This window comes from [Flexibacter] sp. ATCC 35208, from assembly GCF_001975825.1.
Lineage (GTDB): Bacteria > Bacteroidota > Bacteroidia > Chitinophagales > Chitinophagaceae > Chitinophaga.
In genome coordinates, this window is record NZ_MTKN01000001.1 from 262,258 (window position 1) to 278,264 (window position 16,007).

Genomic DNA, 16,007 nt, shown 5'->3' on the forward strand with positions numbered 1-16,007 from the left:
CCTTTGTAAGAGATTTGCTTTTACAGTAAAACTATTTAACTTAATTCTAACCAGATGAACGAGCCATTTCAACCAAATGGCAGGACCGAAAAGACGAACCGTTTACCGTAAGATTAATTAACGTAATAACCCTTTTCTTGTGCTGTAGCGCATGCCGTTGCCATTCCGGCATGCAGGTTTACTATTACTTAAAATAACGAAACAATGAAAAGACTGCTATGGTGGGCGATGCCAGCAACCCGTGCGTAGCTAATATTTGATCACAAGGTTATCTACTGTCATTTTAAATCACAATTATGAGAATCAAGGGTTTTCTATGCCTAATGGTACTGATGTGCCATGTCTATACGTTTTCATTATTTGCACAATCAACCAAGGTCACCGGTATTATTAAAGATGAATCGGGGCAAGCTATTCCTGGTGCTACTATCAAAATTAAAGGGGGTGGAGGTACAGTAGCCGACATTAGTGGCGCTTTCACCATTATGGCTTCCAAAGGTCAGAAGCTTATCATCACAGCAGTTGGATATGAAACAAAAGAAGTCACTGTAGATGGTTTACCCATCAGTGTACAATTGGGGAATGACAAAAAGATTTTGACTGAATTTGTTGTCACCGGGACAGGAACGCCTACCAGCAAGAGAAGGCTGGGTATATCCGTAGAATCTGTTTCTGGTGATAAGCTGATGGGTGCTTCCACCAGTGTGGACCAGGCACTGGTTGGTAAAATACCCGGTGCGCAGATTTCTACTGTAAGTGGTAACCCCAGTGACCCGGTGAACATCCTCCTCAGAGGTGTGAACACCATTCAGGGTGGTACTAAACCCCTCATCATGTTAGATGGTGTGCAGGTAGCTGCAACTGATTTTAATAGTCTCGATCTTGCCAACGTAGAAAGAGTCGAAGTGGTACAAGGTGCTGCTTCTGCTGCGCTGTATGGTGCACAGGGTGCAAATGGTGCTATTCAGCTCTTTACTAAAAAGGGTAAATCCGGTCGTCTGGAAGTGAACTATAGCACCAGTTACTCCATTAATAATTACATCAACAGTGGTGGTGTAACTAAAGCCAGCAAACATCCCTATCTCACTGATGGTAATAATAATGTGGTAGATGCCAGTGGCAATATTCTGGCCCTTGATCAGTATGGCGACTATTCTGGTATCAGTTATACTTATGGAGGTGCTACCCGTTATGGAATATTGAATCCCAACAACATTGCAGACAAGCCGTACAACATGAACCTGAAATATTATGATCACTTCAAAGAGATGTTCTTAACAGGTAGTACCTGGAACAATGCGATCAACTTTTCAGGGGGCACAGATAAGACGGATTTCAATATGGCATTCGCCAATAATCATACTTTGAGTCCTGTTATGCACAATGGTTATGTAGACCGCACGAACCTAACCGCCAACATAGGCACTGAGGTATTCAAAGGTTTTCATCTCCGCTCCACTACACAGGTTATCTACACCAAAAATACACTGACACCGGGTCTCGGGGCCCCAGGTGGTTATCTCTACGGTAGAGGTAACGTGGCAGGGAATGTCGGTAACATCTACAGCTTCCTGAATACTTCTCCTTTCTTCAGTTTAAAATGGAAGATGGCAGATGGACATTCTCCTGCCTATCAGACTGCCGATTTCTTAAGTATCAATGCCTTTAATCCATACTATGTACAGGAGTATGCAGATGGGCTGGATAATAAGATTGATATCGTACAAAGCCTGAATGCCAACTACAAGATCAATCACTTCCTGGAGGTAGATGCGAAGTATGGTATCAACTACAGAACAGAACGCGCAACATGGACCTACTTTAACCAGACGGGTAATGCAAATGCAGAGTATTGGGATACAAAAGCCTCTTACTTTGCTACAGACCGTACTGGTGAAATTGATCAGTGGAACTATACGACTACGTTCCAGAACTTCATCGGAAGTGCTTACTTCAGGACTGATTTCAAAAAAGACTTTGGCTGGAACCTTCCCATTCAAACAACTACGCTCGCATCGTATGATTACCGCCAGAGAAAGTACAGGGAATATGATATATATGGTTTAGGCTTGCCTACCACTTCTCCTATTAATCTCGCCTCTGCGTCCGCCGTTTATATAGCACCTACTTCTACCTCTACCACCGAGCCTACCAACGGAGATTACCAGGAAACTTTCGTGACCTTTGGTTACCTCATTGATCAGAAATTTGATATTGGCGATTGGGGTGGTATATCCGGTGGATTTAGAAGTGACTGGTCTTCCGCATTTGGTAGCGGGTCTAAACCATTTACTTTCCCGCATACAAACGGTTATGTATTACCTTCTTCCTTTAACTTCTGGAAAGGGCTGGAACATGTGGTACCTTACTTCAAGATCCGCGCTGCGTATGGCGAAGCGGGTACACAACCGGGTGTTTTTGACAGGTATCCTACATTGAACCAGGGTACATTGGGATCTTCTTTGTATTATTCCAATCCTGCCACCTCACAGAATCCTGACCTGAAAGTAGAGGTCTCTAAAGAGTTTGAAATTGGTACCGATTTCTCTGTGACGTTGTTGAATGGTGACTGGTTAGGCTCTTTGAATGGATCATTTTCTTACTGGACGCGTAAAGCAGAAAATGTGATCTACAAAGTAAGCTCTGCGCTATCTACTGGTAGTACTTCTGTGTTGACAAATGCCATCGATATGTCGTCAAAAGGGATACAGTTCCAGGTGAATATTCCTGTGTATAAATCAAGGAATTTCGGATGGGATTTCACTACCAACTTTGGTAAGCAAACATCCAGGATTGACAAGATACGTGGTGGGGCAGATATCATCTTAACATCTGCTGCAGGTAGTACGGCACTGACACTGACAGCTGGTCAGAAGATCGGACAGATCTATGGTTACAAGGCTTTGAGGAGTAAGGATGCTGTGAAGGGAGATGGTTCCAAGTATTTTGCAGATGCTGATAAAGGCAAGTATGAAATTGTAGAAGGTCGTGTGGTAGATACTGCTACCAGAGCCATACAGTTCGAAGAAAGTGCCACGGCATTTGGTGATCCGAATCCTAAATTCAATGCATCATTTATCAACCAGTTCACCTATAAGAATTTCATTACCCTCTCCTTCCAGTTTGACTGGGTATATGGTAGTCATCTGTACAACCAGACCAAAGAGTGGATGTATCGTGATGGTATAGATGGCGACTTCGCAAAACCGGTTACTATCAATGGCAGAAAAGCTGCTTACACTGCTTACTATGGTAGTGCGTATTCCAGTTCATGGGGTAGTCTGTATGGACCGGGTAACAATGCGACCAAGGATTATTTTTATGAAGATGCTTCTTTCCTGCGTCTGAGAAATGTCTCCTTAGGATTTGATCTGGCAAGAATCCTTCATACACAAAAGTTCAACAAACTGCAGGTGGTATTCACAGGCAGGAACCTGCTGACGGTGACGAAATATAACGGCTTTGATCCTGAAATCAGTTCAGGCGCGGCTAACTCATCGTTCGACAGAGGGATTGACCACAGTACCATTCCTAACATGAGATCATATCAGGTAGGTTTAAATGTAGGATTCTAAATTTTTATTTTAAAAGGGAACATCATCATGAGTAATAATAAATATATCTTATCTCTTGTTTGCAGTTTGCTATTATTAGGAACACTGTCCTGCAAGAAAGAACTGAATGTAGGAAATCCGAACCTGCCTACCGTGGATGGGAATGTGAATACTGAGTCCGGCCTGATCTCACTGGCTACAGGTGGTGTGTACGTCAACGGTTTTAAGACGGGTGACGACTGGTTGGGCGATAGTTATTTTTCATTGCCTTTTGGTTATGCGGAGTTGTTAGGTGATGTGGTGGGTGCACAGGCATCGAACCAGTTGATAAGTACCATAAGCATTCCTGAATACTTTATACTCGACGACGGTACCAAGACAGAAACAGGTATTGCGAATGTAAGTCTGATGCGTGCGAATAATACCCGTGCACAAACAGGGTCGGGTTATAACCCTACTTACTATCAGTGGTTGAATATGTATGCGATGAACAATACACTGAACCAGGTATTGAGTCTGGTAGATGGAATTACATTCAGTGGCGATGCTACTACCCGTTCCAATACGATCAAGGCATGGTGTTATTGGTGGAAAGGATTTGCGTATTCACAGATCGGTTCTTTGTATTATTCAGGATTAAGGATCGATACATTTGGTGGTACGTCTAACAAATACCTGATTAAGGATAGTATCATTGCATTGTCCAATGATTACCTTAACGAAGCAGCGAGTCTGTTGCAGACAGGCATCACGAGTACTACAGATTATAGTACGGTGTTGGGACAGCTGATTCCTTCTTTTTGCCAGGTAGGTAATGGTGGGGTGTTGACGACTGATATGTGGGTGAGGAACATCAATACGTTGCTGGCGAGAAACCTGCTGGTGAATAAACTGGCGCCTTTTGTGAATAAGGACCTGAGTGCATCGATCACTACGACTTCAACGACACCGATGACGACGGCAGACTGGAATGAAGTGTTGACCCTGGCGACAAGTGGTATCAAGAACGGAGACTATGTATTCACGGGCAGAAGTGCTGCAGCGAATGGTTTCTTCTCCGCATCAGGTGGTACAGTGTCTGTGTTAACCACGGGTGTGAATACATCGACTACATTCAGATTGGGAGAGCGCTTTATGCAGAACTTCCATACTGGTGATAAGCGCGTGGCAAACAATTTTGATACGGCAACCAAATACCTGGATGATTTATCATTTGGTACGAGGTGGAGTATTTTAGATGGTGGTAATGGCACATCAGGTGTGTATGTGTATGGGAGTACTGAGATAGGTGGTTATGAACAATTTATAGCAGGTAGTTACGAAGAAAATGCGTTGATGCTGGCAGAGGCGAATATCCGTTTGGGAAATACGGATGCCGGATTAGCATATGTAGATGCAGTGAGAAGTTACCAGGGTGCGGGTGTGACAGCTGTGACCGGCACGGGATTGACAGCAGTAAATGCGATGCAGGAGCTGGTGATGGAAAGGAGAGTGTCATTGGTATTCAGAGGGTTGTCATTCTATGATATGCGTCGTTGGGGATGGTCTTATGATATTGGATCAGGCGGGGGTAGTTATGGGAATAACTTCCTGACGGCAGCCGGGAAACTGAATAGTAATGTGACAATCAATTTCAACTTCATGGATTACTGGGATGTGCCGGCGGATGAGGCGGATCTGAATCCGGGAGGAGAGGGGAGTGCGGAGACGAAAAATCCTAACTATTGATAATATTGAAAAGAGGGTGGATCATAAAAAAATGAACCTCCTGAGAATGGCATAAAATGGAATCTGGCTCCACCAGGTATCCGAATTAAAGGAGGGTGTATCAAACTTTTGATACACCCTTTTTTTTTGAGGAAATGGGTTTTATTCAGGTTGGCGAATTTTGTCTGTTTATGATATTTTTTTGAGGAAATGGGTTTTATTCAGGTTGGTAAATTTTGTCTGTTTATGATATTTTTTTCTGAAAATGGATTTTATTCAGGTTGGTAAATTCCCTCTTTCATGAATATTTTTATTTAAAAATGTGTGTTTTGTCTGCACATCCTGCCAGTACATCGATATTAACAAAATGGCAATCGTGCTTCGATGTTATTTCGCGCCCATGAAACGATTTTTAATCCTCGGTTATTTGATCACACTGACGGAGGTCATTTTTGCACAGGTCAAAATTACAGGTACAGTGGTGTCAGCTACGGATGGCAAGCCACTGGGTTTTGCAACGGTATTTATCAATAATACGAGCAAGGGTGGTACGACGACGGAGAAGGGTAGTTTTAGTATTGGAGGGATTGTAGCGGGTCGGTATGAGTTGATTGCTTCTTATGTGGGGTATGAGACGGCATCGAATTACCTGGATATTAATACAGAGGATGTGAATATAAAGATCACCCTGCAACCAAAGGCGACGGTGCTGAAGGCATTTGAGGTGAAGCGTGATCCTAAGCGGGAGGCGTATATTAAAACGTTCAAAGAAACATTTATTGGGAAGACGGATTTTGCAAAGAATTGTGTGATTACCAATGATGAAATTCTGGATATTGGGTATAATAATGCGGAGCAGGCATTGAAGGCGAGTACGGAAGATTACCTGGTTATTAATAATGCGGCATTGGGGTATAAGATCCGTTTTATGCTGAAGCAATATGTGAATTCAGACAGGGATCATACGATCTCTTATTATGGATATGCTTTTTATGAGAGTATGACGACGAAGAAGAAGGCGCAGATGCGGCAGTGGCTGGCGAATAGGGAGACGGTGTTTCATGGATCTTCATTACATTTCTTCAGGTCATTGATTGAAGGAAATACGGAGGAAGAAGGTTTTGTGGTGAATGAGATAGTCAGGCGGCCGCGGCAGCGGGGGTATGTGCATGATACGATTGTGAAGAATGGGAAGATCATGTTGAACAGGGATGCGTATTCTGATGATAGCAATTATGTGAATTACAGGATACCGATAGCGTTAAAGCCAGTTGATTTAATGAAGCCTTCTGATTCCCTGGAGGATAAGTATGTATTGCATTGTGAGAATATGCTGATGGTAAGTTATATGAAGGAGCTGGAGGCGAATAAATATGCAAGAATGATGGGGAGATTGCCACGGCAGCAGGAGTCGATGATACGGTTTTTTCAACCGGATTGTACGTTTAGTAAGGAGGGGGTTTGTGTGGATCCGTTGGCGATGTTGTTTAGTGGGTATTGGGGATTTGAGAAGCTGGCGGATCAGGTGCCGTATGATTATGTATCGACGGGAAAGAAATAATAAAAGCACAGTTCAGGGTGGCCGCAAGCCATTACCTTACAGAGGGCTGTATGTTTTGTAACATTATCTTAATGTATAATTTTTATCAAATTATTATACCTTACGGCTGATATGTCAATTCCCTCAATTTAAATTTGTTTTAGCCCATGAGGTTCTCACTCATTTGCAGTCTTCTGTCAATTTTATTTTTTGCGAACACTTTTGCTGCAACACCAAAGCCAGCGGTAGCTACTACTTACAATGTACGTATTGAACTGGTAGACATTTACGGTAATCCATACACAGGTAGTACTGGTCTGTATGGTTTTTGGGCCATCAATCAGTCCACCGGCGTTACTTACAATGCTGCGCGTGAAAGTTACGAGATTTATGACCTGCCAGCAGGTACTTATCAGTTCGGCGCTAATCCGGGTAACTGGGATGGTGTAGTATCTCAGACTGTTACGCTGAGTGATAGTCAGGTAGGTAGTGATGGGTATATTGTGGTGACTTTAACTTACTGGGTAGAATAGTTTTTTCTGCTAGCAAAAAGAGGGTGTATCTAATTTCAGATACACCCTCTTTTCTTTGAAAATAGTTTTCATTCCCTGTTGGTGAATTCCCTCTTTCATGAAGGTTTTAATTCGGATACCTGATGGAGCCAGATTCCATTGTATGCGTTTCTCAGGAGTTTCATTTATTAATGATACTGCCCCCTTTTATTTGGGTGCTTAATGGTGATAGGTAGTCCCTTAAGCACTTGTCTTTGTTTTCTGCACGACTATCATTCCGGCAAAAGCCGCAGCGGTATCACCAGCTAATTATTGTAAGGAAGAGTTGATGCTCATAAAAGCACCGGCCCTTTTCAGGCTTTTGCTTTGGGGCGGAGGTTTGAAAAGGGCCGGTATAGAATTTATTATTTTATTGTTTTTATTGTTGGAGTGTCCATTGGCTACTTTCAAAGTAGTCCGGCACTGTTGTGCACTGGGCCAATCCGCTTTGATTTTCAAGATTTACATAAGTGCTTTGCCATTCATTTTTCAACCTGGTATATCCATTATAACTTTCCAGCACCCAGTAGCTGCTATAATATGTATTGGGTACATCAGCACTTTCCACATAAGAATAGAGGTGTTCAATATTCAGGTAGTGGCCAGTAGAAAGGTTTTTGAAACGGATGTGTCCATTCACCGTTTCCTGTATCCATTTATATTGGTTACCGGAATTGGAAGAGCTGTATTTCACCTGACCATTATCTTCATAGAGGTAGGTGCTCAGCCATTTGTTTTTGATATACACACCTGTGGAGTTATTGTTACCACCAAGGTTGTTGAGCAAAGTTTCGGCTTGTGCCACCTGTTGATTGGCGAGGTAGGTGAATACCTGGTCCAGTTGCGCCTGAATGGTAGTATTGCCAGCATAAGATTTGCGAGCCTGGTACAATTGATAAATGACTTCCAGTTCATGCTGTCCATATGGAACGCCCAGTTTTGTTTGCATGGTAGTGAGGAAAGAGTAGCCGAATTCTTCAGTAGGTTCGATCATGGTCCCTTCACCATAGTCATTCCAGGTAGCAAATTGAATAATGCCCACAGAAGAGGCAAGGGCCTTATCCAGCATGGTAGAGAAGGTGCTGGTACCGTTATAGGCGATCTGCCAGGTAGGGCCATCGGCACCACCGGCGGCATAGAACGTATTGAAGCCAGGATAAACTACCCCCACAGATAGTGCGAAGTTCGCAGCCTGGGCATAGTAGTTATTCACAACAGAGGGATGATCCTGGTAGATCCAGGGGAATTCACCACCGGTATTGTTGGATCCGACTTCGGACGTAAAGCCAAAGAGCGGAAGTACTTTGGGTTTCGGGCTGATACCATTTAAGATAGCATCCCATTGGGAGGATTGATGAAAGGTGATGGGACCGAAGTTGAGCACGACCGGGGTACCATTGGTAGTGAGGTAATTGGATTGATTGAAGTAGTTGTTTTGCATGTAGACAAAATCGCCATGGGCACCGGAGGTATTGCCGGCATCCCAGTTCCTGTCTTCTTCGACGATACCGAATTGCAGACCGACAGCATTCAGTTTGTTGATAAGGGCATTGGAATTGGCGAGGTTGTCAGAGTAGTCGTAGAGCGCTCTGGTACCTGGCCAGTCGATGAAGACGCCATCGGCACCGGCGTATTTCATGAGGAGGAGTTGGTACTCGATAATGGCCGGATCGCTGGAATAATAAGGACCGGTTTTAGGGTAATAGTAAGTAGCGATTTGTCTTTTACCATTGGTGATGATGTCCGGGTTTTGGGTGTTCATTTTCCAGTGGTATCCCCAGGTGCCTTTGGAATCGGGTGTTTCGAACCAGGGCATGTAGTGGATAAAGATCTTTTTGCTAGTGATTTTGCTGACGGGGGTGGCAGCTATAGTTTCAGTGTTTAAAGACAATTTGGCTTCCTGTTGTTTATTACATGCGAATAGCAATAGGGCACAGCAACAGAGCCAGGTAAGTGGTTTCATGGAGATTTTTTAAATGGTTATTGATTGAGTATTCTTAAAACCTAAAAGTAGGGAGGAAGGTATTGCGGGGGGAAGAGTATGGGGGGAATATAGAAGAAATATAATTAGTGGGATTGAGAATCAATTATTTATTGGTTTTGGGATATAGATGTAAAAAGGGGAATGCCTCCTTGATTCAGGAGGCATTTCTCTTTTTTGTAATTTTTCGATGCGGGTTTTTGTGATCTTTTAATAATGATTTGTGATCTTTTGAGATTGATTTTTATAAGTTTTTTATAATCTTTCGATGACACCGGCTATTCCCTGACCACCACCTACGCAGGCGGTGACGATGCCATATTTTTGATTGAGTCGTTTCAGGTCACTGAGGATTTGAACAGTGAGTTTGGCGCCGGTACAGCCAAGGGGATGGCCCAGGGCGATGGCGCCGCCATTGATATTAACGATATCGGGGTCGATGCCCAGTTCGCGGATCACGGCTACAGATTGAGAGGCAAAGGCTTCATTCAGTTCAACGAGGTTGATATCGTTCAGGGTCTTTCCAGTTTGTTGCAAAACTTTCGGAATGGCAGCAACGGGGCCGATACCCATAATACGTGGGTGTACACCTGCGGAAGCGCAACCAACGAGGCGACCGATGGGAGTCAATCCCAGTTCTTTGACCATGGTTTCGCTCATGACGATTACGAAGGCGGCGCCGTCGGAGGTCTGAGAGGAGTTGCCGGCGGTGACGCTGCCACCAGCGGCAAAAACGGGTTTTAGTTTGGCGAGGGCTTCGGCAGATGTATCGGCACGGGGACCTTCGTCGGTATCGACGGTGTAGGAGCGTTGTTGTTTGCGACCTTTCTCATCAACATATACTTCATCGATGTTGATGGGGAGGATCCCTTCTTTAAAGTAGCCGTTCTGGATAGCCTTGATGGCTTTTTGATGAGAGTTGAGGGCGAAGAGGTCCTGGTCTTCGCGGGAGATGTTGTATTCTTTGGCCACGGCTTCGGCGGTGAGGCCCATGCCGAGGTAGTATTCTGGCGTGGTGCTGGCGACTTTAAAATTCGGCACTGTTTTCCAGCCGGCTACGGGTACCAGGCTCATACTTTCGGTGCCACCGGCGATGATGCAGTGGGCCATACCGGATTGAATTTTGGCGGTAGCGATGGCGATGGTTTCAAGGCCGGAGGCGCAGTATCTGTTTACGGTTACGCCGGGTACTTCGATGCCGAGGGCTCTGACGGAGATCATTCTGCCTATCTGGAGACCTTGTTCAGCTTCTGGGACGGCGTTCCCTACGATAAGGTCATCGACGCGCTTTGGGTCAAGCTGGGGGACGCTTTTTAACAAACCTGTTATGACATCTACGGCGAGATCGTCGGGGCGATAGAAGCGGAATCCGCCACGTTTAGCCTTTCCCACAGCGGTTCTGTATCCGGCTACAATGTATGCTGTTTCCATAACTGAGTATATTTTAACCGGGGGTATATCCGGAGGTTTTTAAAAATTAAAGAAATTTAAGTTAAATTATTTTTGTGAAATATTAATAAAGGTTGTAGTTTTGCAACCCCAACCACACGATATGTGGTGATAAGAGATGACTCCGTAGCTCAGTTGGTAGAGCAAAAGACTCTTAATCTTTGGGTCCTCGGTTCGAGCCCGAGCGGGGTCACAACAAAAGCATCAAGCAGTATCAAAGCCGCATAAATCACATGATTTACGCGGCTTTTCTGTTTTCTGGCTGCCTTTAATCAACACTATATCATATCTTTAAAATCTTAAAACGCTCTTTTTTTTGGGGCTCTTCTTAGTGGGCATACCATCACCCGGTACGAGGGGGGTATCATCACTGGAAATTACACCCAAAAAGTAAGTCCTTTAAGAAAGGAGGCATGTTTTTTAAAGAAGTTATCAGCAAAAAGACTGTCTGACAGCCAATGAAGAAAGATTGGTTTTTGCTTTGAATAGTTTGCTGAACTTTACTGTTCAAATGAAAATAATAGCATTGAAATATCTACTAAAATCAGTTCCAATGAGAAAAGTTTTATTGATTACTTTGGGAATGAGTGCGTTTTTATTTGCATCGTCTCAAGCGCAGAATATTTCTCTGGCTCCTGATAATGTTATTCCTTACCAGGTAACTGTTGCGCAGTCAGATTATAAAGGTAAAAACGCGCTGGCTTTACAAATGCCGAAGACCGCCATTAACGAAAAGACATTTGCATTGCTCAAAAATATCGATTTTCATAATGGTATCATTGAAGCAACAATTTCAGGACAACCACAAATGAATGCCGGAGGAGGCGCACGTGGGTTTGTTGGCATTGCCTTTCGGGTGAGTAAGGATACCTCCAAAATGGAGCTGTTTTACATTCGTCCAACCAACGGCCGGGCAAATGATCAGGTACGGAGGAATCATTCGACTCAGTATGTTTCGTTGCCGGGCTATCCCTGGGAGAGATCGCGAGCAGAAACACCAGAAAAATACGAGGCTTATGCTGATATGATGCCGGCTGAATGGATCAGGGTGAAAATTGAAGTAAAAGATGAAACGGCCAAGTTCTATATCAACGGTGCAGAACAGCCTACTTTGATTGTCAATGACCTGAAGCAGGGCAAAAATCTGCGTGGAAGCGTAGGCCTTTGGATTGGTCCGGAAACGCTTGGCTATTTTACAGATGTGAGCATAAAGAAACTGGATTAACAATTTCGAATCTGGCAGTGCGATGCAAGCTTTGTTATTTAGAACACATTGTTTTATTGCATTTTGAGTCAATTGGATTTAGCTTAAAATTCTTGTTCTTTTATAAAATTTCTGATTAGCGTTAATACCTCATCAAAATGAGTGATGGTGGGGCAGGAGGTGGCAGTGAATGAGAAAGAGGGGGAGATGAGTTTATTCATTTGAGTTTGTTCATTTTTAAAATGAATGGAAAATAGTAGGAAGGTAATTGTTTATCTCTGTACATTTATGGTATAGCTGCGAGGGTCGGTAGATCCTTCGCGGCTATTGTGTTTTAGAGGGGATGGGTGTTTTTATTATCAATTGAAAAACCGGAAAATCAATTAGCTATTTAGGGTAGTATTATTAGCCACAGGTAGTACTATTCGATATTAGATAAGATATACTTTATGAGGAAGAAATTGAGCGCATGGAAGTGCGGGAGGGGAGCGTATTGTTAATCCATTTTAAAATAGCATTCAATGTTTGTTAAGCTTGATTTTGATAGGGTATATCAGGTTGATGTTGAGAAAGGGAATGAGGGATTTTTTTATACGGTTTTGAGGAGTGGAAGAAAAAAGAGGATCAAAATGCAAATAGACGATAAGCCGCAGGAATTATTTAATGATACGTATAATCTGGCATTTGGCCCGGTGGATAGAAAGGGGCGAATAAAAGATATGGAGAGCATAAATCATGCTGATTATTCCATGGTGTTTTCGACCATTTTGAATTTTGCAAAAGGGTATTTAGATAGAAATCCTTATCGCATGGTTGGTTTAGATGGATCAACCAATTCCAGGGCTTACTACTACTTCCGGATGATTAAGCAGAATTATGATTATTTGAGTGAGCGATTTGTGATGTATGGTATTAAATATTACGTGAGGGTAAAAAGGAAAGGAACAGGATTTTATGAAAACCCATTTGATTTCAGGGATATAGAAACTCTGTTCGAGAAGTTAGATAAAGAAGAGTTAGAAAAAAATAGAGAGTTAGAAACAATGTTTAATTATTTCACTTTTGAAAAAATACATAAATGATTAGAATACGGGTAAAAAAGCCTAAGCGCCCAACTATCGAGAATAAAAGGTACTACGTACCTAATTCCCTGCATGAAATTATTAAGACGAAAGAGCAGGCAGAAGAAATGAGTGCGGAATTGAAATATTTGAGTGAAATGTCCAGAAAAGGCACGCCGGTTAGTGCTTCAACGGGATATAGGTTTGCATATGGAAATCGGATGAAAGAGGTGGGACCTGGTTATTGGTTGAGAAGGTCTTTTGATCCAAATAATCCGGCAGATGTGAAATTGCTGGAAGAATGGCCATTTGTACCCAGGTTTGGAGGTCGAACAAAACCTCTTCCAACCGAAGAAGAAATCAGGGAAAGAGAATTGAAAGAATGTGAAGAATACTGGAAAGAGTTAGGAGTAGAATTTGAATAATTGCTCATTGACTTCAAATATGGTTTTTCCAGCACCCCATCCCTGAATCTTCAGGGGTGGCTTATCCCTTTTTCTCCCGCTCCCTGAGCGCCTCTTCCTTTTTTAACCCGCCCATAATTTTGTACATCTTTAGAACAGCACAGGGTTTCAACCATTCCTTATCATACTCCTCATTATCAGGTGTGATAATAAAATGAGTCTCATCATGTGTTAAAACACCCGCTAATTCCCTCTTATCTTCCAGCACGAAATAATACTTATCACCAGCTACCAGTACCGCCTGGTCAACACTCTTCAATAAAATCAGGTCATGCTTATCCCATGCAGGAAGTAAACTATTATCTTTCATGTAGATATACAATTCCCCTCTTTTAAAAATATTCCCAGTCAATGTGTAAACAGGTAGCACTGCCTCGGGGTTGGATACCAGATCCGCTAACTGAACATGCTCATCATAAACCGGAATCTCCTTCTCATGCCGATCGAATAATGTTGCGATACTATTAATACCTAACCTGGCAGATTTAAAGTAATTAGAAACTGAATTATCATCGTTGAGCTCAATCATCATCCTGAGATTAATGTCTTTTAATTGTTTTGGTCTAAATGAATATAGGCGGTTTTTCCTTTGTAAACAAGGGCTGACAAAAGTTCTATCATTTTGAAATTAAATGAATTTCAAAATGATAAGCATAATATCATATTGAAATTGAAGGTTGAAATAATCCCTAAACAAATCCCTAAACAAATCCACAATTTTCCTCCCATTCATTAAAATTTTTACTAACTTGTACCCTTATTCAGGTACCGTGTAAAAGCCTATATTTTAAAACTCATCCCTAATACCATATAACCATATCAATTACCTTATGGATCGCAGACAATTCCTTTCGCTATCAGCAAAACGACAGCCAGCAGTGAAAGCGACTACCACCGGTTCGCGTACGGATTCAGGTATTTCCGCATACACCGGCACTTTCGATACCGCCCAGGCAGTGCACCTGCTCAAACGTACCATGTTTGGCGCCACTCCTGAAGATATTGCATGGGTGAAAAGTCTCGGCATGGACCAGGCCGTGGAAGCCCTGCTCACCACCGTCACCGCCGTTACTACTCAACCTGTCAACATCTATGGCGAGGATGAACATGGCATACTTCCCGGCGAAACCTGGGTGTACTCACCCCCACCTTCCTCCGATGATGAAGATGGCAAACGCTGGAACTCCTACAAAGCCTGGTGGCTTGGTGTCATGATCAATCAAGGCCGTAGCATACAGGAGAAAATGACGCTCTTCTGGCATAACCACTTCGTGACTGAAATGGATATGACCCACGACTCCCGCTACATCTACAAGTACAACACCACCCTGCGTGCAAACGCTGTGGGCAATTTCAAAACACTCACGAAAGCAATCACCCTCGACCCTGCCATGCTGAGATATCTGAACGGATACCTCAACTCCAAAGCGGGCGCGGATGAAAACTATGCACGTGAACTCCATGAATTGTTCACCGTTGGTAAAGGCCCCGATAGCCACTACACCGAAGAAGACGTGCGTGCTACCGCCCGCGTGCTCACTGGTTTCCGCATCAATGCCAATACCATCACTACGTACTTTGAGAGTACCGAGCACGATATCGAAAACAAAGAATTCTCCGACTTTTACAGCAATAAAAAGATCACCGGCAAAACCGGTCAGGATGGCGCGACTGAACTCGATGACCTGCTGACCATCATCTTTGCCCAGCCGGAATGCGCGAAATTTATCGTTCGCAAATTATACCGCTGGTTTGTATACTACCTCATCGACGATGCGGTAGAGACAAATGTGATCACCCCACTGGCAGACATTTTCAGAAATAATAACTACGATCTGCTGCCAGTACTCAGGGCCCTCTTCAAGAGTGAGCACTTCTTCGATCCGCTGAATATGTCAGCACTCATCAAAAGTCCGATCGATCACAACGTAGGTATGGTGCGCGAATTCGGCGTTACCTTCCCTACTGCCTATATGGATGCCTACGACTCCTGGGACAGGCTGCGCTCTCACGCAGCCAGCATGCTGCAGGACATTGGCGAACCACCACAGGTAGCCGGCTGGCAGCCTTACTACCAGGAACCTCAATACCATGAGATGTGGATCAACACCGATACCCTGCCTAAGCGTAACCAGATCACCGATGCCATGATTAGCGAAGGTGGTTATGCAGGTGTGGCGATCGATGTGATGGCCTTTGCACAAAGACTCTCCAATCCTTCCGATCCAAAACAACTGATCTCTGACTCTCTGGATATTTTGTACCGTATAGGTGTATCTGACACCACCAAGGCATGGTTTAAAAACACCATCCTGCTCAGTGGCCAGAACCCTGACAGCGACTACTACTGGACAGATGCCTGGAATGCCTGGGTAGCCTATCCTACCGATACCGCATTGCGCACAGTCGTTGAAAGCCGCCTGCGTACGCTGTACAAATACCTGATGAACCTATCCGAATATCAACTATCCTGATCTTTAGAAAGACCTATACTCT

The 16,007-nt window shown here is 43.6% G+C and carries 11 protein-coding genes and 1 tRNA gene; 9 read left to right on the plus strand and 3 right to left on the minus strand.

Features of this window, described 5'->3' with window-relative positions:
• Positions 1-296: 296 nt before the first annotated feature.
• From BW716_RS00995 to BW716_RS01010, 4 genes are all read left to right on the plus strand, one after another.
• Positions 297-3,575 carry a SusC/RagA family TonB-linked outer membrane protein gene (locus BW716_RS00995; RefSeq protein ID WP_083720231.1) on the plus strand — a complete coding sequence of 1,093 codons (3,279 nt, stop codon included), beginning with the start codon at positions 297-299 and terminating at the stop codon, positions 3,573-3,575.
• 27 nt (positions 3,576-3,602) lie between these two features.
• Positions 3,603-5,282 (plus strand): RagB/SusD family nutrient uptake outer membrane protein, encoded by a 1,680-nt coding sequence (locus BW716_RS01000; protein ID WP_083720232.1) that lies wholly within the window; start codon positions 3,603-3,605, stop codon positions 5,280-5,282.
• A 379-nt stretch (positions 5,283-5,661) separates the two neighbouring features.
• Positions 5,662-6,822, plus strand: coding sequence for a carboxypeptidase-like regulatory domain-containing protein (locus BW716_RS01005; RefSeq protein WP_179090954.1), 1,161 nt, complete (start codon positions 5,662-5,664; stop codon positions 6,820-6,822).
• A 146-nt stretch (positions 6,823-6,968) separates the two neighbouring features.
• The gene (locus BW716_RS01010) at positions 6,969-7,334 is read left to right on the plus strand and encodes a hypothetical protein (RefSeq protein WP_083720234.1); all 366 of its coding nucleotides are present in this window, start codon (positions 6,969-6,971) and stop codon (positions 7,332-7,334) included.
• Positions 7,335-7,731: 397 nt separating this feature from the next.
• Here BW716_RS01010 and BW716_RS01015 read toward each other — a convergent pair whose 3' ends face one another.
• Positions 7,732-9,315 carry a glycoside hydrolase family 71/99-like protein gene (locus BW716_RS01015; protein WP_143708674.1) on the minus strand — a complete coding sequence of 528 codons (1,584 nt, stop codon included), beginning with the start codon at positions 9,313-9,315 and terminating at the stop codon, positions 7,732-7,734.
• A 273-nt stretch (positions 9,316-9,588) separates the two neighbouring features.
• Positions 9,589-10,764, minus strand: coding sequence for an acetyl-CoA C-acyltransferase (locus tag BW716_RS01020; RefSeq protein ID WP_083720236.1), 1,176 nt, complete (start codon positions 10,762-10,764; stop codon positions 9,589-9,591).
• Between the two features lie 138 nt (positions 10,765-10,902).
• Between BW716_RS01020 and BW716_RS01025 the strand changes: the two genes are divergently transcribed.
• The 4 genes from BW716_RS01025 to BW716_RS01040 all read left to right on the plus strand — a co-directional run bounded on the left by BW716_RS01025 (position 10,903) and on the right by BW716_RS01040 (position 13,472).
• A tRNA-Lys gene (locus BW716_RS01025) sits at positions 10,903-10,975 on the plus strand.
• 318 nt (positions 10,976-11,293) lie between these two features.
• Entirely contained in the window at positions 11,294-12,007 is a 714-nt protein-coding gene (locus BW716_RS01030) for a hypothetical protein (protein ID WP_220388693.1), read from the plus strand.
• A 500-nt stretch (positions 12,008-12,507) separates the two neighbouring features.
• Complete coding sequence (locus BW716_RS01035) at positions 12,508-13,068, plus strand: hypothetical protein (RefSeq protein WP_083720238.1); 561 nt, start codon at positions 12,508-12,510, stop codon at positions 13,066-13,068.
• Positions 13,065-13,472, plus strand: coding sequence for a hypothetical protein (locus tag BW716_RS01040; RefSeq protein WP_083720239.1), 408 nt, complete (start codon positions 13,065-13,067; stop codon positions 13,470-13,472). Before BW716_RS01035 ends, BW716_RS01040 begins: the two co-directional genes overlap by 4 nt.
• A gap of 61 nt (positions 13,473-13,533) precedes the next feature.
• Here the strand turns inward: BW716_RS01040 and BW716_RS01045 are convergent, their stop codons facing one another.
• Positions 13,534-14,043, minus strand: a complete 510-nt coding sequence (locus BW716_RS01045; protein ID WP_083720240.1) for a hypothetical protein — start codon at positions 14,041-14,043, stop codon at positions 13,534-13,536.
• Positions 14,044-14,341: 298 nt separating this feature from the next.
• Between BW716_RS01045 and BW716_RS01050 the strand changes: the two genes are divergently transcribed.
• On the plus strand, positions 14,342-15,985 hold the full coding sequence (locus BW716_RS01050) for a DUF1800 family protein (RefSeq protein ID WP_083720241.1): 1,644 nt from the start codon (positions 14,342-14,344) through the stop codon (positions 15,983-15,985).
• Positions 15,986-16,007 lie beyond the last annotated feature (22 nt).